This window comes from Caballeronia sp. TF1N1, assembly GCF_022878925.1.
GTDB lineage: Bacteria > Pseudomonadota > Gammaproteobacteria > Burkholderiales > Burkholderiaceae > Caballeronia.
Genome location: NZ_CP084627.1, coordinates 192,365 through 211,778 on the forward strand (window position 1 = coordinate 192,365; position 19,414 = coordinate 211,778).

22 protein-coding genes are annotated in these 19,414 nt (G+C 61.6%); 8 read left to right on the plus strand and 14 right to left on the minus strand.

All coding sequences use genetic code 11. The features are described 5' to 3' along the window. Positions 1-25 precede the first annotated feature (25 nt). Both glgA and LDZ28_RS14900 read right to left on the minus strand, forming a co-directional pair. Complete coding sequence (gene glgA / locus LDZ28_RS14895) at positions 26-1,657, minus strand: glycogen synthase GlgA (RefSeq protein WP_244829152.1); 1,632 nt, start codon at positions 1,655-1,657, stop codon at positions 26-28. 326 nt (positions 1,658-1,983) lie between these two features. Then, entirely contained in the window at positions 1,984-2,637 is a 654-nt protein-coding gene (locus LDZ28_RS14900; RefSeq protein ID WP_244829153.1) for a DUF1345 domain-containing protein, read from the minus strand. A 175-nt stretch (positions 2,638-2,812) separates the two neighbouring features. Here LDZ28_RS14900 and LDZ28_RS14905 point away from each other — a divergent pair, with 175 nt between their 5' ends. Beyond that, entirely contained in the window at positions 2,813-3,550 is a 738-nt protein-coding gene (locus LDZ28_RS14905; RefSeq protein WP_244829154.1) for a metallophosphoesterase, read from the plus strand. 72 nt (positions 3,551-3,622) lie between these two features. Then, positions 3,623-4,951: a DNA topoisomerase IB gene (locus LDZ28_RS14910; protein ID WP_244829155.1), complete on the plus strand. Its 1,329-nt coding sequence runs from the start codon at positions 3,623-3,625 to the stop codon at positions 4,949-4,951. 4 nt (positions 4,952-4,955) lie between these two features. On the opposite strand, the gene LDZ28_RS14915 is transcribed toward LDZ28_RS14910, so the two are convergent. The 3 genes from LDZ28_RS14915 to LDZ28_RS14925 form a co-directional block, all read right to left on the minus strand. Continuing rightward, positions 4,956-5,687 (minus strand): RES family NAD+ phosphorylase, encoded by a 732-nt coding sequence (locus LDZ28_RS14915; protein WP_370652224.1) that lies wholly within the window; start codon positions 5,685-5,687, stop codon positions 4,956-4,958. Beyond that, positions 5,687-6,124, minus strand: a complete 438-nt coding sequence (locus LDZ28_RS14920) for an MbcA/ParS/Xre antitoxin family protein (protein ID WP_244829157.1) — start codon at positions 6,122-6,124, stop codon at positions 5,687-5,689. Before LDZ28_RS14920 ends, LDZ28_RS14915 begins: the two co-directional genes overlap by 1 nt. Positions 6,125-6,191: 67 nt before the next feature. After that, on the minus strand, positions 6,192-6,461 hold the full coding sequence (locus LDZ28_RS14925) for a DUF2866 domain-containing protein (protein ID WP_244829158.1): 270 nt from the start codon (positions 6,459-6,461) through the stop codon (positions 6,192-6,194). A gap of 273 nt (positions 6,462-6,734) precedes the next feature. Here LDZ28_RS14925 and LDZ28_RS14930 point away from each other — a divergent pair, with 273 nt between their 5' ends. Then, positions 6,735-6,959 (plus strand): hypothetical protein, encoded by a 225-nt coding sequence (locus tag LDZ28_RS14930; protein ID WP_244829159.1) that lies wholly within the window; start codon positions 6,735-6,737, stop codon positions 6,957-6,959. A 17-nt stretch (positions 6,960-6,976) separates the two neighbouring features. Further along, the gene (locus LDZ28_RS14935) at positions 6,977-7,312 is read left to right on the plus strand and encodes a hypothetical protein (protein WP_244829160.1); all 336 of its coding nucleotides are present in this window, start codon (positions 6,977-6,979) and stop codon (positions 7,310-7,312) included. Between the two features lie 138 nt (positions 7,313-7,450). Here LDZ28_RS14935 and LDZ28_RS14940 read toward each other — a convergent pair whose 3' ends face one another. Further along, positions 7,451-7,609 (minus strand): DUF3309 family protein, encoded by a 159-nt coding sequence (locus tag LDZ28_RS14940; RefSeq protein ID WP_244829161.1) that lies wholly within the window; start codon positions 7,607-7,609, stop codon positions 7,451-7,453. A gap of 324 nt (positions 7,610-7,933) precedes the next feature. Beyond that, a complete protein-coding gene (locus LDZ28_RS14945; protein WP_244829162.1) occupies positions 7,934-9,520 on the minus strand; it encodes an inorganic phosphate transporter in 1,587 nt (528 codons plus the stop codon). 194 nt (positions 9,521-9,714) lie between these two features. On the opposite strand from LDZ28_RS14945, the gene LDZ28_RS14950 reads away from it, so the two are divergent. Further along, complete coding sequence (locus LDZ28_RS14950; protein ID WP_244829163.1) at positions 9,715-10,539, plus strand: TOBE domain-containing protein; 825 nt, start codon at positions 9,715-9,717, stop codon at positions 10,537-10,539. A gap of 34 nt (positions 10,540-10,573) precedes the next feature. Here LDZ28_RS14950 and LDZ28_RS14955 read toward each other — a convergent pair whose 3' ends face one another. Then, positions 10,574-11,263 carry a phosphatase PAP2 family protein gene (locus LDZ28_RS14955; RefSeq protein ID WP_244829164.1) on the minus strand — a complete coding sequence of 230 codons (690 nt, stop codon included), beginning with the start codon at positions 11,261-11,263 and terminating at the stop codon, positions 10,574-10,576. Positions 11,264-11,598: 335 nt separating this feature from the next. On the opposite strand from LDZ28_RS14955, the gene LDZ28_RS14960 reads away from it, so the two are divergent. Continuing rightward, positions 11,599-12,768 carry a PHB depolymerase family esterase gene (locus LDZ28_RS14960; RefSeq protein WP_244829165.1) on the plus strand — a complete coding sequence of 390 codons (1,170 nt, stop codon included), beginning with the start codon at positions 11,599-11,601 and terminating at the stop codon, positions 12,766-12,768. Positions 12,769-12,908: 140 nt separating this feature from the next. After that, positions 12,909-13,082 carry a DUF3563 family protein gene (locus LDZ28_RS14965; protein ID WP_244829166.1) on the plus strand — a complete coding sequence of 58 codons (174 nt, stop codon included), beginning with the start codon at positions 12,909-12,911 and terminating at the stop codon, positions 13,080-13,082. A 121-nt stretch (positions 13,083-13,203) separates the two neighbouring features. Here the strand turns inward: LDZ28_RS14965 and LDZ28_RS14970 are convergent, their stop codons facing one another. From LDZ28_RS14970 to LDZ28_RS14990, 5 genes are all read right to left on the minus strand, one after another. Further along, positions 13,204-13,623: an organic hydroperoxide resistance protein gene (locus LDZ28_RS14970; RefSeq protein ID WP_244829167.1), complete on the minus strand. Its 420-nt coding sequence runs from the start codon at positions 13,621-13,623 to the stop codon at positions 13,204-13,206. A 153-nt stretch (positions 13,624-13,776) separates the two neighbouring features. Beyond that, positions 13,777-14,229, minus strand: coding sequence for a MarR family winged helix-turn-helix transcriptional regulator (locus LDZ28_RS14975; protein WP_244829168.1), 453 nt, complete (start codon positions 14,227-14,229; stop codon positions 13,777-13,779). Between the two features lie 78 nt (positions 14,230-14,307). Next, positions 14,308-15,129 (minus strand): BPSS1780 family membrane protein, encoded by an 822-nt coding sequence (locus LDZ28_RS14980; protein WP_244829169.1) that lies wholly within the window; start codon positions 15,127-15,129, stop codon positions 14,308-14,310. A 15-nt stretch (positions 15,130-15,144) separates the two neighbouring features. Then, on the minus strand, positions 15,145-16,113 hold the full coding sequence (locus LDZ28_RS14985; protein ID WP_244829170.1) for a homoserine kinase: 969 nt from the start codon (positions 16,111-16,113) through the stop codon (positions 15,145-15,147). A 113-nt stretch (positions 16,114-16,226) separates the two neighbouring features. Further along, positions 16,227-16,625 carry a hypothetical protein gene (locus tag LDZ28_RS14990; RefSeq protein ID WP_244829171.1) on the minus strand — a complete coding sequence of 133 codons (399 nt, stop codon included), beginning with the start codon at positions 16,623-16,625 and terminating at the stop codon, positions 16,227-16,229. 219 nt (positions 16,626-16,844) lie between these two features. Here LDZ28_RS14990 and LDZ28_RS14995 point away from each other — a divergent pair, with 219 nt between their 5' ends. Next, positions 16,845-18,371 carry an AMP nucleosidase gene (locus tag LDZ28_RS14995; RefSeq protein ID WP_244829172.1) on the plus strand — a complete coding sequence of 509 codons (1,527 nt, stop codon included), beginning with the start codon at positions 16,845-16,847 and terminating at the stop codon, positions 18,369-18,371. 59 nt (positions 18,372-18,430) lie between these two features. On the opposite strand, the gene LDZ28_RS15000 is transcribed toward LDZ28_RS14995, so the two are convergent. Next, positions 18,431-19,297 (minus strand): hypothetical protein, encoded by an 867-nt coding sequence (locus LDZ28_RS15000; RefSeq protein WP_244829173.1) that lies wholly within the window; start codon positions 19,295-19,297, stop codon positions 18,431-18,433. Positions 19,298-19,414 lie beyond the last annotated feature (117 nt).

The following is a 19,414-nucleotide window of genomic DNA, read 5'->3' on the forward strand; positions in this document are numbered from 1 at the left end:
CGTGCAATAGCTTCGAGGCTTGGGCTCAGGCAGTGCGCGCGACGAGGCGCTCGGCTGTCTCGAGAATGGCCGGATGCGCGGCTTGCGAAGCGGCATCGGCAATACGGCGGGTACGCAAGGCGGTCTTGCTCGGCTTGAGGCCGCTGAGATCGACATAGAGTGCAACCATCTTCGCCACGGCTTCGCGCCAGCCGAAGTCGCACGACATGGCGTTGCGCTGAAGTTCGCGCCAGGTCTGCGGGCGCATGTAGGCGTCGATGGCGCGGCTCGCGGCCTGCACGACATCTTCCGCGGATTCGCCTTCGAAAAGGAAGCCCGTTGGCGCCGCCGACGTTTCCTCGATGGCGATCGGCGTGTCGTAAGTGCCGTCGCGCAGATAGACGGTTTCGCGCACGGCGGCTTCGGCGGCGTCGACGATGGTATCCGCCAGACCGCCCACGCGCGACGCGACGGGCAGGGTGCCATAGCGCATCGCGTAAAGTTGCGTGAGGCCGCAAGGCTCGAAGCGGCTGCCATGCAGGAGAATGTCCGCGCCCGCGTGCAGTGCATGCGCGCGCCGCTCGTCATAGCCGATCCGCACGCCCACGCGATCGGGAAACTCTTGCGCAAGCCGCCTGAAACCTTTCTCGATGTGCGATTCGCCCTTGCCGATCACCGCGAGTTGCAGACGCGGATGCTTTTCGAGCAGACGCGGCAGTGCGTCGAGCACGACATCGGCGAGCTTTTGACCGGTCATGCGGCTGCCGATTGCCATCAGCGGCGCGAACGGATCGACCGGCAGGCCGAACATGCGCTGCAAGGTCCGCTTGCAAGCGTGCTTGCCGCGCATATCGTCGAAGGAATAGTTGCGCTCGATCAGCGGATCGCTAGCCGGATTCCACGTCTCTTCGTCGATGCCGTTCACCACGCCCGACAGCTTGTCCTTACAGCTTTGCAGCACGCCTTCCATCAGATGGCCGAAGCGCGGCGTCAGAATTTCGCGCGCGTAGGTTTCGCTGACGGTCGTCACTTTGTCGCTATGGATGATGCCGGCTTTCATCAGACTGAGCGCGCCATAGAACTCGATGCTTTGCGGATCGGTCAACGCATTCGCCAGCCACTTTTGCGGCACGCCGAGCGACGCACCAAGCGAGAGCGCGTAATTGCCCTGGAATGCCAGATTGTGGATCGTGAATACGCTTTTCGCGTGCACGCCCGCATCTTTCATCAAGAGCGGCGTGAGGCCGGTGTGCCAGTCGTGCGCATGGACGATATCGGGCTTTTTCACGCCCTTGATACCCTGCGCGATACGCACGGCGGCGGCCGAAAGCGTCGCGAAGCGCACGGCGTTGTCGGGATAATCGCGGCCTTGCGCGTCCTGATACAGACCCGTGCGGGCGTAGAGCGCGTCGCAGCGCAGCATCAAAACCGGCACGCCGGTGTCGGGCATGCGGCCACGTATGAGCGTCGCGTCGCCACCAGGCAAGCCTGTAAGCACCGCGACGCGGACGAGATCGGTCGCCTGGGCGATGGCGTTGGGATAAGCGGGCAGGAGAATGGTGGCATCGACGCCGGCTTCACGCAGCGCGGCGGCGTAAGCGCTGACCATGTCGCCGAGACCGCCGGTTTTGGCGAGTGGCACGGCCTCGGAGGCGACCAGCAGAACGTTCAAAGGCAAAGTGGGCTCCAGTGCGGAAGTCGCGTGGCGATGGCCTCGCGCTCTTCGATGCCAGAGCGGGATACCGGGCCGCGCATTCGCGGTGCTGATCAGGGTTTCTATCTAATTCACTGGCGCAGTGCAGCAATCGCCGTGCCATGCGCGCACGAAACGTGTGCGTATCGCCACGATCATTTCCGCCTTTGTCGCGAATGAGCAGACTTGAAGGCGCCCGAAGCCCTGGATTTCGAGCCGTGTAAAAGTGACAGCGCCGCGCGCCGCGTTTTTACATGCGGCGTGCGGTCAGCTTATTTGGAAGGTGTGACAGTCGCGTTGCGCGGATGCGTTCAGCCGCCGACCATGCTCGCCGCGATATTGACCGAGAGGCCGAGCACCGCGAGATTGAAGAAGAACGAAAGCACCGATTGCGCGAGCGCCGTCTTGCGCGCGCTCTTCGAGCAGACGACGACATCCGAAGTCTGCGATGCCACCGCAATGGTGAAGGAGAAGTACAGCAAGTCCCAGTAGTCCGGCTTCAGATGCCGGTCGGGAAATCGGAGCGCGGGTTCGCCTTCGGTCGAGCGATAGTAGTGGCGCGCATAGTGCAGCGTGAACATCGTCGGGATGAGGAACCACGCGCCGAGCATGGTCGCGCCCGTCAGCAAATACTTCGGCAGCCCATGCGAGCCCATGCTCTTTGCCGCCGATAGTTCCACGACGATGGCAACCAGACTCGCCAGCGCCGCGACGCTCACGATCATCAGCACGGCGGCCGCGTTTTCGTCTTCGCGCTCGGCGAGTTGCTGCACGTTGCTCTGGTCCGCGGTCGCCATCTGTATCCAGATGAGCAGCAGATAAAGCCACACGGCCGTGTCCCAGCCAATCAGGACGCGCACGGTCGGCGTGACGTCGAGGGGAATCAGCGCGCTGACCGATATGCCGACCAGAAGGCCGATCAGGGCGCGCGGGCGGTTGCGCAAAACGGTTGGGAGAATGATCATTGTCTTTTTGCGTTGGCGTGAGCGCGGGCGACTTTCGCAGCGATTATTGCCGACGCGCCTTTCAGCCAGCCTTGGGTGACGCAGATTCCGGGAACCGGTATTCCAACCGTCATTTGCGTGATGAAAGCGACCCACGCCGCACACGCCCCGTTTAACTGACGCTAAGATCGCTCGAATGAATGGTCCTACTTTACCTGCCGTTTGCCGGCACCCAGCCAACGAGACTGGCCGCGATTTCGTGGTCGGCGACCTGCACGGCTGCGTGGACGCGCTGCGCTATCTCCTGCGCGAGATAGGCTTCGACGGCGCCCGCGACCGGCTGTTCTCGGTCGGCGATCTAATCGATCGCGGCACGGATTCGCTCGCCGCCATCGACCTGATCGACAAGCCGTGGTTCTATCCGGTGATGGGCAATCACGAGGAATCGCTGATCGCGGTTGCCACCGGCACCATGCGCCGCGAGGCGTGGTATGCCATTGGCGGGGCGTGGGCGCAGACGCTCGGGCACGATCAACTCGAAGCGCTCGCGATTCGTTTGGCGAGGTTGCCGCTCGTGCGAATAGTCGGCAACGGGGCGCGGCGCTTCAACGTACTGCACGCGGAATTCTTCGGCAGCGACGCCGATCTCGACACCGCCGATTTCTCCGACCAGGCGCGTACCGACATGCTTTGGGGCCGCGGCCTGGCGCTCGGCAGCGTGGACCCGGCGCGCCAACGCGGACTTTCGCCCACGTACTGCGGACACACGCCGCAGCGCGTGGTCAAACAAGTCGGCGCGCAGATCTTTATCGATACCGGCGCGTTCGCATCGGAAGGGCGGTTGACCATCGTCCAGCCGGGCACCGATGAACGCTGGTCGGTCAAAGAGCGCTGGGCCGCCTCCGAAGGCGCGCGGGAGCTGGCGCTGCCCTGATCGTGCACGTGCCCGAGGCACGCACGTTGCTCGATAGCCTGCCATCAACATGAGCAGACAAGCGAGGCAGACGTGGCGCGGATTGCGAAAAGTAATGAAGCAGGCGGCGGCGCGAGCGTCGCCGAAGTGCTTACGGGCAGCGGCGCGCAAGGCTGTCCCGAAGATCTGCCGCCCGGACTTCGGTATGTGGACGATTCGCGTCGCGGCTACACGCGCGAATGGATCGACGGGAAATTCGCCTTCTTCAACACGCAGGGCAAGCGTATCGACGATGAAGCGGAGATCCGCCGCATCAACGCACTGGCCATTCCGCCCGCTTATATCGATGTCTGGATCTGTCCGGACGCGCACGGCCACTTGCAAGCCACCGGCCGCGATGCGCGCGGTCGCAAGCAATATCGCTATCACCCGCAATGGCGCGAAACGCGCGATGCCACCAAATACGAGCGCATGCTCGCGTTCAGCGCGGTGCTGCCTAAGCTGCGCGCCCGCGTCACGCGTGATCTTGCCCTCGACGGCATGCCGCGCGACAAGGTGCTCGCGACGGTGGTGCGCTTGCTCGATACGACGCTCGTGCGCGTTGGCAGCGAGGAATATGCGCGGGAAAACCAGTCGTATGGACTGACGACGCTGCTCAAGCGCCATTTGAAGGTGTCGTCGGGGACGCTGCGTTTCCGGTTTCGCGGCAAGAGCGGGATCGAGCACGACGTTTCCGTCAGCGATGCGCGCGTGGCCAAGATCGTGAAGCGCTGCATGGATTTGCCGGGGCAAGACCTTTTCCAATACCTCGATGCCGATGGCGAGCGCCACGCGGTGAGTTCATCAGATATCAACGATTATCTGCGCGAGATCACCGGCGCGGATTTCACGGCGAAGGACTATCGCACGTGGGCCGGCAGCGTGTTCGCGCTCGCGGCGCTGCGGCGGCTGCAATGGGAAACGGTGACGGAGGCGCGCAAGCACATCGTCGGGACCATCAAGGAAGTGTCGCAACTGCTGCGCAATACGCCGGCGGTGTGCCGCAAGTGCTATGTGCATCCGGCGGTGATCGAGGCGTTCGAAGCGGGCGAACTGGCGGAATCGATGCAGGCATCGCGTCGCCATGGCCTCAAGACCGACGAAGCTGCGCTTGCCATCTTCCTCGAAAAGGATGCGAAGCGTCGCGCCCGCGAAGCCGCGCGCAAAAACCGCAAGGGTACCGTTCCGAACGATGCGCGGCTGACCAACCTTCTCGCCGAATCGAGCAAAAAGGCGCGTGCGGGCGGTTTGAAGGCGAGCGGCAAGAGCGCGGCGGCGCAAGCGGTATCTACCGTGGTGCGCAAGACTCGGCCGAAAGCGGCGCGGCCGGCCGCGAAGAAGCTCGCGCGTACGCGGTCGCCGGCCGCCGTGGCGATGAGTTGATTCGCTAGCCCACTTGATTCAACTCGAACACATAGTCGACTGTCTCGCCGTTCCAGTTGTATTCCAGGTACGCCGCGTGATGACAGTCGCGCAGCATCGTGGTGTGCAGCGCGGCGAGACATTCGCCCTGCGTATCCCGCACGGACGGATACGCAATGCCCGGCACGCCCGCCGCCCGAATAGCGCGTCCGAGCGCCTTGCCGGGCGCATAGTCGTCTGGATCGAGGATGCGCGCGTCGAGTCCCGCTTCCGCGATGCGATTTCCACGCAGATCGACCACTTCGCCATGCGCGATCACCGTGTACAGGCGCATCTGCTGACGAAGCGGCGCTTCCTTGGTTGCCGCGAGAAATAGCCCCGAGTGATAGCGCGTCTCCGCGATAGCCGTTTGCCGTTCGCGTCCGCAATAGAACACGCCGTAGCTGCCGTCGGAAAAGCGGCTGCCATTGGGGTTCAGATGCGTGAACGCGGCCATGATCGGCCCGCAGCCCGGCCCGAAGCAGCGCTCGTCGGGCGGAACGAGATCGAGATCGCCGACTTCGGTACGCAGGCGGTCGTTGGTCATCGCTTCCAGCGCGTAGAGCGCTTCGAAGTCTTCCGGACGCGCGACGCGATCGAACAGATTGACGGCGGGAAACCGCGTGGGAATTACCCGATACGCCGGCGACCAGTCCAATTGGCCGTGCGGCCAGCGTGTACGCCAGTCCGCGGCTTGAATCACATCCTTGTTTTCGATCACGCCCATCCGCCTCGCATTGCATCCAGATACTGCCGAACCGCCAGAAGGTCGCTGATATTGCCCGCCAGCATGCGAGCAAGCGCAGGTCTGCCGCCGAACGGCGGCGCGGTATTGGGGCGTTTGATCCAGGTATCGGCGGCGGCCGGCTCAGGAAGCAGAATCTGCAGCGCCTTGTAGATGCCGAGAATCAGCGAAAGGCGTTCGAGTGTGTCGCGTGTGAGCCGCGCCGAGTCGGGCGCGTTCTTCCATTTGAAGAAGGTCGAGCGGCCCGGCGAGCCGAGCAAAACGATCTGCTCTTCGATGGATAGCGACCAGTCCCGCGCGATATTCAAAAAAGCGCGCAGACCGGCAGCGGATAGCTCGCCCAAGCCGGGAGCCAGACGCGGCGGCGGAAGCCCTGTCTCCGGCGAGGCGATGCGTGCAGCAGATGGCATAATCTTTGAGTCTATAAAGGAACTTGAGACTCATAATAGTCCATTGCTGGATTAGTACAAGGCGTTTTTAGTCTTCGTCCGATGGACCGTAGCACCGGCCGGGCACGTGCGACCGTAGTGTTTCAGCCAATTCGGAGGCGGTGCAGTCGGCCGGAACCACCCGTCGCTGCACACGCGGATCGCTTTTCAGCGACCATTCGATCGTCCGATACGCCGTTCCCCAGGGCGGTTCGACCGGCTCCGACAGGCGGCATTCCTGAAGCTTGAGCGCGGACTGCTTGCGCATCGTCGATGCAATGTTGGCAAATGACTGACGCGCGGCGGTATTGGCGGGCATGGCACATTCCTCATCTGATCGGCTCGTCGCCTAACGGTTGAAGGCGGCGCTGGTTCGGGCGCGATTGAGTTTGTGCGTCGAAAATTAAGCGCGGCTTAACGCGAATGCTTGTCGACATGCACGCGGCGAAATGCCGCCTTCAAACGTGAGAAACGGCGGCCGCGCGGTGGTCAAGCGATGTTTGGCATTTTTGCCACGCCGCGTGCGGAGTGTTTTGCATCCCGCCGGGTTACTGTATATTCGTACAGCTTGTCCGCAACAAGGAGTTTGCCGATGAACCCACGCAACGAGTCGCTCGAAGCCGCCGCGCTCGAACGTTTCATGCGCGCGACACGCGCCGTCAATGCGGCTTTCGACGCCACGCGCGTCGAACCGGACGACCAACACGACGGCCAGTTCGCCGCCCGCGCGCTCGACCGACTGGACGCCGCGCTGCTGGAACTGGACACTTCCGAGCGGTCGCTCGACGCCATCCTCTCGCGCAGAGCGGATCACTAATTCACGGAGCGGACCTCTTGAAGCTCGCATTGCTTACCATCGCTGTCTTGCTCGGTTCATCCACGGCTATTGCCGCCGAGCGTTACACGGAAGTCTGGAATCCGCCCGAGGTCCAGAGCACGAAGTCCAAGAACAAGGCGCGTGTGCCGACGCAGAACACCGCGCAAAGCACGGCGAAGAAGAAACGCAAAGGCGCCACGGCCGTCAAGCAGGTGGCGGATAAAGGCACGGTCGAATCGTCGGGCGCTGCGGCGGTACCAAGCAGGCCGTCGGCGTCATCGTCATCGCGCAAGCCGGCAGAACCGGTGATTCCGCGCAAGATCGAACCAAACGGACAGGTCATGCGGGTTTGAAACGCGAGTTTTAATCGCGGGTTTAAGTCGCGGGTTTAAATCGATTCGCTACAAAAGCAAAGGGGCGCTCAACATTGGTTGAGCGCCCCTTTTGTTTTGCGGTCTGTCTCGAACGTTGTTTGCAAACCGTTCAGGCGGTTATATGCGACCCATGAGCAACAGCACGATGACCACGATCAGCACGATGCCCAAGATACCGCTCGGCCCGTAACCCCAGCTACGGCTGTGCGGCCACGACGGGATTGCTCCCACCAGCAGCAAGATCAGGATAATCAGCAGTATGGTTCCGATCGTCATTTTGTCTTCTCCTTATCGAAAGATCGCCTTGAACCGGCCCCGCCATGGTCTCCCACGCAGCGACACGTCGAGTGGCGGCTTTCGGCCGCCAGCCGGTCGGGTTGCGATCGACGAGTGGTGTTTAGCAATAGCTGTGCCGCAGCGGCTCAGGCTTATGGATAAAGGCTAGACGCGCAATCGAACGGTTGCGCGGTTAAAGCGGATTGTCGAAAAGGAAGTCGATGCAGATGGGGGTGGGCAAAACTTGCACGGCGCGGATCGGACTCTGCGCCATGCAATTGCGTAGGATGCGAAAGGGATGCGAAACGGATGCGAAACGAACACTTAGAAGATACCGCGAAAGGCCCAGAAAAGTCCGCCCGCGAGGATGATCGACACCGGCAAGGTCAGCACCCAAGCCAGCGCGAGACTACGCACGGTGCGCCATTGAAGACCGGAGCCGTTCGCGGCCATCGTGCCCGCGACGCCCGACGACAGCACGTGTGTCGTGCTCACCGGCAAGCCGTAAACGTCGGCGGCGCCGATGGTCAGCATCGCGACCAGTTCCGCCGAAGCGCCTTGTCCATATGTCAGATGCGTCTTGCCGATACGCTCGCCCACCGTCACAACGATGCGCTTCCAGCCGACCATCGTGCCAAGCCCGAGCGCGACGGCCACCGCAACCTTCACCCAGGTCGGGATGAACTTGGTGGCGTGATCGATCTGCGCCTTGTAGTTGGTGAGCACGGCGGAATCGTCATTCGTGAAGGCCGGCGCTTTTTGCTTTTCCATCAGACGCAGCGCTTCCGATGCCACGTACATGTCGTTACGCACGTTGCGCACCGTTCCCTGCGGCAAATTGGCGATGGTTTCGCTCGGACGCACTTTCGCATCGATGGAATCGATCAGATTTTTCAGCGACGGAACCGTGTCTGGCGCAAGCGTCTTCGTCTGCACGTAATGCTCGACGGCGCCGCGTGAATCCGTGGCGGCAGGCTTGCCATCGGCGTAACGCTGCAGCACTTCGGATGCGTTGTGGCTGACCGAGAGGAAGGTCTGCGTTTCCTCGGCCGTGACGGCCTTGTTGAGCGCGTAAGCGGTCGGCACCGTGCCGATCAAAATCAGCATGATGAGGCCCATGCCTTTCTGGCCGTCGTTGGAGCCGTGCGCGAACGAAACGCCCGTGCAGGTGAGAATCAGCAGGCAGCGAATCCAGAAGGGCGGCGGCGTGTTCTTTTCCGGCTCCTTGTAGAGCGCGGGCACGCGCACGACCAGTTTCATCACGTAGAGCAAAAAGCCCGCGGCGATAAAGCCGACCAGCGGCGAAAGCAGCAGCGACTTGCCGACCGAGGTCGCTTGCGCCCAATCGACACCGGACGTTCCGTTCGCGCCGTGCAGCATCTGGTTCATCAGCCCGACGCCGATCACGGAGCCGATCAGCGTATGCGAACTGGACGACGGCAAGCCGAGCGCCCACGTGCCGAGGTTCCAGATGATCGCCGCGATCAGGAGCGCAAAGACCATCGCGAAGCCCTGCGAGCTCCCCACGCCGATGATCAATTCCACCGGCAGCAGTTGCAGGATACCGAAGGCCACCGCGCCGCTCGAGACCAGCACGCCGACGAAGTTCCACGCGCCGGACCAGACGACAGCCAGATTCGGCGTCAGCGAGTGCGTGTAGATGACGGTGGCGACGGCGTTCGCGGTATCGTGAAAGCCATTGACGAACTCAAAGCCGAGCGCGATCAAAAGCGCAATGCCAAGCAAGATGTACGGAAACGCTGACGATTCGCGCACGGGCGAGAGGTCTTCGAAAAGATGCGTGACGCAATAAACGGCGCCTGCCGCGATGGCGATTAGAAAGAGCAGTAGGGCGAGCCGTTGCCCGGTGGTGCGGCCCTGACGGCCTGTAGAAAGAGCAAAGTCGTTCATGTCGCGTCCTTGGCTTGAGCGGGGCTTGCGCGAATCGGTGAAAGCGCAATGCGCCATGTTTCACTCACCGTGTGTCGATTTCGTGACTGCGAGAATGATTGGCATTCGTATGAATTGAAACGGCTTTCTGGCCTATCGTTCGTGGCCGTGTACGCGCGCCGATATAATGCGCAACGCGATGCAGGAGGCAATCGATGAACGAAACAGCACCCTCCGCCACGGCCGAATCATTGGCAGTTGGTGGCGCTGTCTGGCTGCAAAGCGGCGACGCGACTCTTGGCGGCGCGGCGCGTATTGCGCTGCTCGCGGCGATTCGCGATAACGGATCGATCACGGCGGCGGCAAAGGCCGTCGGCATGAGTTACAAGGCGGCCTGGGATGCGGTCGACACCATGAACAATCTCGCTGGCGAGCCACTCGTGATTACCGCGAGCGGTGGGCGGGGCGGAGGCGGAACCACATTGACATCGGCGGCGCGGCGTCTCATCGAGACCTACCAAGCGGTCGAACGCGAACATCGCAAGTTTCTTCAACAAGCGGGCATGGCTATGGAAGGCTTCGCCCGCGACTGGCAACTCATAGGGAGACTAGGAATGAAAACGAGTGCACGCAATCAACTGGCGGGGAAAGTCACCAAAGTCACGCGCGGCGCGGTGAACGACGAAATCGAACTGGGCTTGCCGGGTGGACAGACGATCGTTGCCGTGGTTACGCACGAAAGCACCGAATCGCTCGGTCTCAAGGAAGGCAGCGAAGCGTTCGCGCTCATCAAGGCGTCGTGGGTCATGCTGATGGAAGACGCGCCCGCGAAGATTTCGGCACGCAATCAGTTGCGTGGCACGGTGGCGAGTGTGACGAAGGGCGCCGTGAACGCCGAAGTGACACTGACGCTGGACGACGCAACCACCGTGACCGCGATCATCACGAACCGCAGCGCCGATACACTCGGCCTCGCAGAAGGTCAGAAAGCCGTTGCAGTGATCAAGGCTTCCAGCGTGATCATTGGTGTGAACGACTGAGGCTTGCAGAGAGTGCGGCTGCTCAGGCGGCCGCTCAAGCAACCGCGAACGGCACCGCCAGCGCCTCGGTCCGACGCGCTGGAATTCGATAGTTTTGCACTTTCCAGCGCGCCCGGATATACGGCCGCTCGTGGCCGGACAGTTCCAGCGCGATCTGCGTGATCCACTGCTGAGTAGGCACCGGCACGCCATGCAACGCGATCACGACCGCAGCCAGGCTCGCCGCGACCGGTCCCGGTGATAGCGTTTTCGCCGCTTGCGCCCGCCACGCGATGCACGCGAAAGCAACGGCCACCACTGCGCCAAGCAAACCTCCCGCGACCACTTCCGAGATCGAATGCGCGTTCAGCACGACACGCGACACGCCCACCATTACGCCAATAACAAGTCCCAGCACGATCGCTGTGACGCGCAACGACGCGCGCATCGACAACGCGGCGACGAATAGCGCAACCGGCAGTACAGCCGTCGACATCAACGCATGACCGCTGATGCCGGTGAAATCCAGATCGCGCACGCCGATTCCCCAACCGATAAACGCGATCTTGCTCAACGCCACGAGTCCGCTGGCAACACCGAGCAACCCGAGCCACGCGCACGCGTATTTCCATCGGTAGCCGACGGCGAGCCACGCCGCAACCACGACCGCCAACGGCGCCATGACGCCGACGCTGCCGAAAGCGGTAACGAAAAACCAGGTTGAGGCTGATGGAACAAGGTTCATTGCAGAGCTTGGGAATATAGGTTGCTGCGGTGCGACATGGAGCGTGCATCTCGCACCGGCTGTCACGACTGCGTGGCGAAGACCTTGGAGTATACCTGCTGGGACAATCCCTAATTATGCGACTCGGCCGAAAAAATGATGTCAGTTACGTCGTGTAACTTCGGTTAAAACTTCTCTTTCGCCTTGATTGCCTTGCAATTCGTCCCGATATATGAGTTTTCGAGTCGCTCGAAACCTTCTTTTTGATGTTATTGTGCGATGCACAACCGGGCACGTCTTGTCATCACCAAAACAAAGTGCCTTCTGATTCGCTTATTCGTAGAGGACCCAGCCAAATGTCGAAAAGCCTTACCAAGCTCTGGTTGCGTGGCTTGAGACGCCTGGTCGCCAGTCAAGTCGAACCCTTGCGTGTGCCGAAGTCGCGTCCCTCAACAAAGCCAGCCCGACCGAAAAGCGTCAAGACAAAACTCAAGTCGGGCGCTGCTACCAAGGCAGCCACTGTGCGCAGTGGCTCAGGCCTTGGTGCGCAGCCGACGGCGCGGGAGTCGCGAGTTCGTCCGCGCGCGTCCGCCTGGGCTTTGGGGAAGTGGATGCGTTCCTATCATTCCGCGCCGCCGACGGGCGGACGCTTCGTCAACCATGTTTCGTACGCGCTGTACACGCCGCCGCAAGCCGAACTCGACCGAGTGCCGCTCGTCGTCATGTTGCACGGCTGTCAGCAGAATGCCGATGATTTTGCGCAAGGAACGCGCCTCAATCTTCTCGCCGACAAGTTTGGTTTCGCCGTGCTGTATCCCGAACAGTCTAAGCATGATCATGCGCATCGTTGCTGGCGCTGGTACGACGCGTCCGGCAATGGAGGCGGCGGCGAGGCGGCGTCGATCGTATCGCTGGTCAAGGCGGTCGTCGCCGAGCATGGTTTCGACGCCGAGCGCGTCTATCTCGCCGGCATGTCGGCGGGTGCTGGCATGTCCGCCTTGTTGGCGGTGCGATATCCGCAACTGTTCGCCGCTGTCGGCTTGCACTCTGGGGTAGTGTTCGGCGAGGCTAGTTCAGCAATCGGCGCGATGGATGTCATGCGTCGCGGCAGTCGCAACGACCCCGTCACGCTCGTCGATGCTGCCGTCGACACGCGCGAATATCCCGGAATGCCGGCGATCATCGTCCACGGCGAGTTGGATTCGGTCGTGTCGCCGTCCAACGCCGCACAATTGACGCAACAATTTTTGCGTCTCAACGGTTTCGTCGATGCCGCTGGTGTTCCGCGCGCAGGCGAATTGCGTGAAGAGAAGCAAGCGGATGGCGTCGTGCGCGACTACTTCAAGAATGGCCGGCGCGTCGTCAAGAGCGTGGTCGTTCGCGGATTGGGCCACGCGTGGGCGGGCGGCGACGATACCGTGGCTTTCCATTCAGCCAAGGGTCCGGACTCGTCAGCCGTGATGTGGGAGTTCTTCAAACATCAACGCCGTTCCAGCGAGTCCGCGCGCGCGGCTTTCGTTGCTTAGAGCAGTCCGCGCGACAATTTCAAGTGTTGCAAATTAGTCTTTAGTATCAGGAATCTAGCCGATAAGACTTGCGTCGGATCAGGGATTACCCTATAGTTACATCCATAGGTAGTTACCCCAGTATCCAAGCGAGGCCCACCATGTTCCTGCTCAGCCGCATTTTCCTGTTTCTGACGAAGTCCGCCGACCAACGCGATCGCGAACGCGACGACGCATATTTGGCCGAAGCCACCGACATTTATGATCTCGAATATCGCATGAAGCGCCTGGATCAGCGCGCTGGCACGCGTCATCCGACGTGGATGGCGAACTGAGCAGTATGCTTTCGAAGCGTAAGTAAAAAAGCCGCAGGAATTGTCCAGCGGCTTTTTTCATTTGCAACGCCCAAGAAAATGCCGGCTTCGTGAGCCGGCATTTTCTTTTTGTTCGACTCGCTCAGACGAGCTTCACGCGCACATCGACGTTGTTGCGCGTCGCGTTCGAATACGGGCAAACTTTGTGAGCCGCATCGACGAGCGCTTGTGCTTCCGCTCGGTCAAGTCCCGGCAGCGCGATGCGCAATTCGATATCCAGCGCAAAGCCGCCCGCATCGTTCGGGCCGACGCCCACGTCGGCGGTGACGGTCGTATCCGCCGGAACCGTACGCTTTTGCTGGCCGGCGACAAATTTCATCGCGGAAAGAAAGCACGCCGAGTAGCCCGCCGCGAACAATTGTTCAGGATTCGTTCCTTCTGCGCCCGTGCCGCCCAAGGCCTTCGGTGCGCTCAACTTCACGTTCAGTTGTTCGTCGGATGACACCGCGCGTCCGTCGCGTCCACCGGTGCTCGTCGCGGTTGCCTTGTACAGGATGCTCATCGCTTTTCTCCTTGAATTCGTCGCCTTGTTCGGCGCGGAAGGGTTGGACTTGACTGTCGGGTCATCATTGCGTCGACCACGGATAGAAATATATCGCGCTAATCATTATCGTGCAAATTAAATTTTGGTCAAGATGCGATTAGGGAATGGCTATCAGCGTTCTAGATACTCGTTGAGCGATGCGCGCAGCCTGACCAGATCGCTGCGCAGGCGCACTAATTCGTCGACATCCGATCCAGCCGCGCAAAAGATCTCAGGCGGAATGGCACGCGCGGATTGCCGCAGCGACCGGCCTTGCGCCGTCAAGCGCACGTGCACCTGCCGTTCGTCCTCGACGCCGCGCATGCGCTCGACGTACCCCTGCGCCTCCAGGCGCTTGAGCAGCGGCGTGAGCGTGGCGGAATCGAGCGACAGGCGCGCGGCGATTTCCTTTACGGTGAGATTGTCGCTTTCCCACAGCACGAGCATCGCCAGATACTGCGGATAGGTGAGGCCGAGTTTGTCGAGCATCGGCTTGTAGGTTTTCGTCATCGCGAGCGATGTCGAATAGAGCGCGAAGCAGATTTGCTGATCGAGTTCGAGCGGGAAGTCGTCGGGCGAGGTCATGGCGAAGCGCCGCAAAAGGCCGTATCGGCCAATGACGTTAGTGTACGGAAAACGCTTCGCGCGCGAGGATTCGGGGCATCAGATGCCCGGTGTATCCGATGCATTAGGCATATCCGGCGTGTCCGGCGACTGCACGCCGAAGCAGCCGCGATAAGTCGCATAGAACGAGCAGTAGAGCGCGGTCGTGACGAGAATCGACGCGGGCATGAGCACCGCCAACGCCATCTCCTGGCTCACGCCGAGCGCCTGCATCAGCGCGGTCAGGCCAAACGATACGGCAAGCGCCACGGCAATCCACAACACGCCGTAAAGCACGAAGGCGCCGCGATTACGCCAGCACGACACGAGGCTGAAGAACAGCGCCTTCGCGGGCGTCACGTCGTGCCATGCAACGAGAATGGGCGCGAACCAGAACAGCATGGCCACTGGGATGTAGCAGGCCATCGCCACCAGCACGGCGAGCGGGCTGAAGCTCGCGGCCACGGTTTCGGGGTCGCCGGCGGGGCCGTCGCCCATCATCAGGCCGAGCAGCGTGCCGCCGTCGACCAGTGCCGATGCCGCGAAGATTACCGCCATCGCCACGACGTAGATCGCGCCGAGCGCGAGCAGACGGCGCGCGACCACGGTGCCGTAGGAGCGGAAGCCATCGACGAGAACGGTCGGCCAAACGGGCTTGCCCGCGATGGTATCGCGGCAGGCGGCCATGAAACCTACCGCGATGCCCGGAATGAATAGCAACGGCAACAGCGGTCCGATGAGCGGCACGCGCGAAATCAGCGTCATCACGAACAGATAAGCGAAGAACACGGTGAGAAACGCAAACGGATTGCGGCGGAACAGCCAGATGCCCTGGCGGAACCATACATAGCCGGTCTTGGCGGGAACTTCGATCAGTCGCATGAGCAGAGTGGAAGGTTACTGATTGAGGCTGGCAGCGGCTTTGACGCGCTCGCGCAGAATGCGTTCGAAATGGCCGGGATCGTGCGGTTTCAACATCTGCGCCTCGCGCGGACGGTAAAAATCGTACAGGCGCGAGACCCAGAAGCGCATGGCGCCGGCGCGCAGCATGTCGTTCCAGTGGCGTTCCTCGGCGGGCGTGAAGGGGCGCACGGTTTGATAAGCGCGCAGCATTGCGTCGACACGCGCGGGGTCGAGCGCGCCGCTTTCGAGATCGACGCACCAGTCGTTCACGGTCACGGCGACGTCGAAGAGCCACTTGTCGACGCCCGCGAAGTAGAAGTCGAAGAACCCGCCGAGCCGTGCGTGATCGCGGCCCGGCGCGAACAGCACGTTGTCGCGAAACAGATCGCAGTGGCACGGTCCGTCCGGCAGCGCGGCGTAGTCCGCCGACGTGAAAAACGCGGCCTGATGCACAAGCTCGGATTCGATCAGTTCGCGCTGCGGCGCGCTCAGGAAGTCAACGATGGCCGGCAAGTTCTCCTGCCACCACGCGAGGCTGCGCAAGTTCGGCTGATGCCGCGGAAAATCGCGCCCGGCGAGATGCATGCGCGCGAGCATCTGACCGACTTCGATGCAATGCGCGGGCGTCGGCTTGAGTTCCGGCGCGCCTTCGAGTTTCGTGACGATGGCAGCGGGCTTGCCGTGCAGTATGCCGAAGAGCGAGCCGTCGCTGCGCGGCATGGGATCGGGAACCGGCACGCGATGCGCGGCCAGATGGCGCATCAGATCGAGATAGAACGGCAGTTGCGTCGCCGTGAGATTCTCGAAGATCGTGAGCACGTATTCGCCGCGCGTGGTCGTAAGAAAAAAGTTGCTGTTCTCGATGCCCGACTGGATGCCGCGCAATTCGACGACATCGCCGAGATCGTAGTGTTGCAGCCAGTCGCCGAGTTCGGCGTCAGAGACGGGGGTGAATACGGCCATGCAGAAACTTGGGTCAGGTTGAGAAGCCCGTGGCGGGCCGGTGAACGGCGCAGTCGCGTGAGCACTGCGTGAAGACGCCCGCTCAGACGAGCGGGCGCAAATCGACCCGAGGATCAGTAACGCACGCTCACCGATGGCAGGCGTGTGCTTGCCTTGCCGTTATCGCGGACTTGCGGCGAGGTGTCGTAAGGCGAACTCATCTGATAGCGCGTGCCGAAGTTCGAATGCACGTTGATCTCGACGGGCTTGCCCTTGTCGCGATACTCGGTGATCTCGGTGCCGTTGGTGCTGAGTTCGTGGAAGCTCGGCATGCGCGGCGGCGAAATTTCGACCTTCGAACTCGCGTTCGCGGGCGGGCGGTTGATGGCCTTCAGATCAGGCAGGCCAGCGGCTTCTTCCTGCGACATTTGTGGCTGTGCGCCCGCCTGCTCGGCCTGGAGGGTTTGCGCCGTGGCGCCTACACTTGCGACGGCAAGGATGGCCGCGGCGGCGGCGAAATAGAGCGGCTTCATGTCAGTTCTCCAGGCGATGGCCGGATTCTAGCAAAACGCGAACCCCATGCCGGCGCAACGCCTTATTTTGCGCTGCTTCACGGATTTCGGCCGGAACGTTCAAAAAGCTGTTGCGCGCCGTGTTCGCACGCACTTGCGCGGCGCGGGGGCTTCATGGTTCTTGCATGCTTCCGTGTTAATGTCGATGACTACGAGGGCATCAGACACGCATACAAGATCATGACAAACGACCGGACTCAGACCACTCAGGGAACGCCTGCAAACGACTTCCCAACCGAATCATTCGACGACCCCGCAGCCGCCGTCTCGCGGGTCTCCGCCATCTACGAAGCCAACACCGCTTTCCTGCGCGACGCGTTCGCGCGGTATCGGCGCAACGAGCAGTTCACGCATCGCGTGCGCGCGTGCTATCCGTTCGTGCGCGTGCGTACCGAGCTCAACACGCAGATCGACTCGCGGCGCTCGTATGGTTTCGTCGCCGGGCCCGGCATCTTCGAAACTACGCTCACGCGTCCGGATCTCTTTGGCGATTATTATCGCGAGCAGTTGCGGCTCTTGACGAAGAACCATCATGTGGGCATTGAAGTGGGCGTGTCGGCGCAACCCATTCCTATTCACTTCGCGTTCGCCGAAGGCATCCATCTCGAAGGCGATCTCGACCGCGATCGCCTGCTCGCCATGCGCAATGTCTTCGATACCCCGGACCTCGCGCTGCTCGACGACCGCATCGTGAACGGCACGTATGAGCCCGCCGCGGGCGAGCCTCATCCGCTTGCGCTCTTCACGGCGGCGCGGGTGGATTTTTCGCTGCATCGGCTGCGGCACTACACGGCGACTTCCCCCACGCATTTTCAGAACTACGTGCTTTATACGAATTACCAGTTCTATATCGACGAGTTCGTGAAGCTCGGCCGCACGCTGATGTCGCGCGCGGATGACGAGGAAACGCGCGCGTATCGCAGCGAGTATTCGTCATTCGTCGAACCGGGCGATGTCGTCACCTACAACGCCAATCTCGGCGAGCAACCGGAGGAAGGCGCGCCAATCGCGCGTCTGCCGCAGATGCCCGCGTATCACCTGAAGCGCGCGGATGGCAGCGGCATCACGATGGTGAACATCGGCGTGGGGCCGTCGAACGCAAAGACCATTACGGATCACATCGCGGTGCTGCGTCCGCACGCGTGGGTCATGCTCGGGCATTGCGCGGGCTTGCGGAACACGCAGCGTCTGGGCGATTACGTGCTGGCGCACGGCTATGTGCGCGAGGATCACGTACTGGATGACGACCTGCCGCTGTGGGTGCCGATTCCCGCGCTGGCGGAAGTGCAGGTCGCGCTCGAAAAGGCCGTGGCGCAGGTGACGCAACTCGAAGGCGTGGAACTGAAGCGCGTGATGCGCACGGGCACCGTCGCGAGCGTGGACAATCGGAATTGGGAATTGCGCGATCATCGCGAGCCGGTGCAGCGGCTGTCGCAAAGCCGCGCGATCGCGCTCGATATGGAAAGCGCGACCATCGCCGCGAACGGCTTCCGGTTCCGCGTGCCTTATGGGACGTTGCTATGCGTGTCGGACAAACCGCTGCATGGCGAACTCAAGCTGCCGGGCATGGCCGATCAGTTTTATCGTGCGCAAGTGGATCAGCATTTGCAGATCGGCGTGAAGGCAATGGAACTGCTGCGCATGAATGGCCTGTCGCGGTTGCACAGCCGGAAGTTGCGCAGCTTTGCGGAGGTGGCGTTTCAGTGAGAGCCTTGCTCTCGTAAGTCGATTTGAACGAGCCGCATTGCGCGGCCCGTTTGGTTTGCTTATTGCTGCGGCAGCGGTGCTGCAAGCAGTCGCGTGTAGTTCATCCAGCCAGTCGCCGGCGCGTCCGTTCCCTTATAAGGCGTACAGCCGGCGTCTTTATCCGTTTCTTCCGGTTTGCAGTATGCGCCTTCATAGGTCACCCGTACCCACGGTGTTTGCTGACCGGCCGCCTCCGTGACGTTGCGAACTGTCGATGTATCCACGCTTACTTTCGAGTTCTTCGGGATGACGATCAGCGCGGAGCAGCTCGATCCCGGGCACGAACGCAGGTTCATGTCGATCCGGCTGAGCCACATATCGACGACGCCACGATTGGCAGGCGCGTCTGCCTGAACTTGCGGCGCTGGCGTCGATGGAGCCGTTCTCAGTGCGATGAGCCGATCCATGTCGTCGCTGCTGATCTTGCGAACGAAGGCGAAATCTTGCTGCGTGCCGTCTGGCGACGTGATGTTGATCGTGGTGGCATCTTCCTGCGATGTCACCGAGATCGTATTGATTTCCGGCTTGCCGTTGCGCATGAGCTTGATGTTGACGGTGCCGTTTTCCGGGTCGACGTTGCCAAGCGTCACAGGCAAAAGTGAATCGCCGCGGGACATCTGCACGTCATTGTTCGCAGCATAAACAGTGAGAAGACCCTTGCCCACAGAAGGCTTCCATACCCCCGAGATTTGGTCCAGCAGCTTGGCTCGGTAATCAGGCGTCGCTTCGGCCGGAACGGCTGCGGGAGTGGGTGCCGGGGCCTGCGTCGTGCTTGGGGCCGGTTCGGATGCGGAGTCGTGCTTGTCGCCAGGGCATCCTGTCAACAGTGAGGTCGCAAAGGCAGCGGTCACGGCTAAACGCAATGACCGGTTCAATACATTTTTCATTCGAGGTTTCCTACTTCGACACTTGATGCGCCAACGCGCGAGCGCGCATTGACTCGCTATCTCAAAATCTGTTTTCCGATGGACTAAAACTATCGATAAACGTAAAAAATAGCCGCA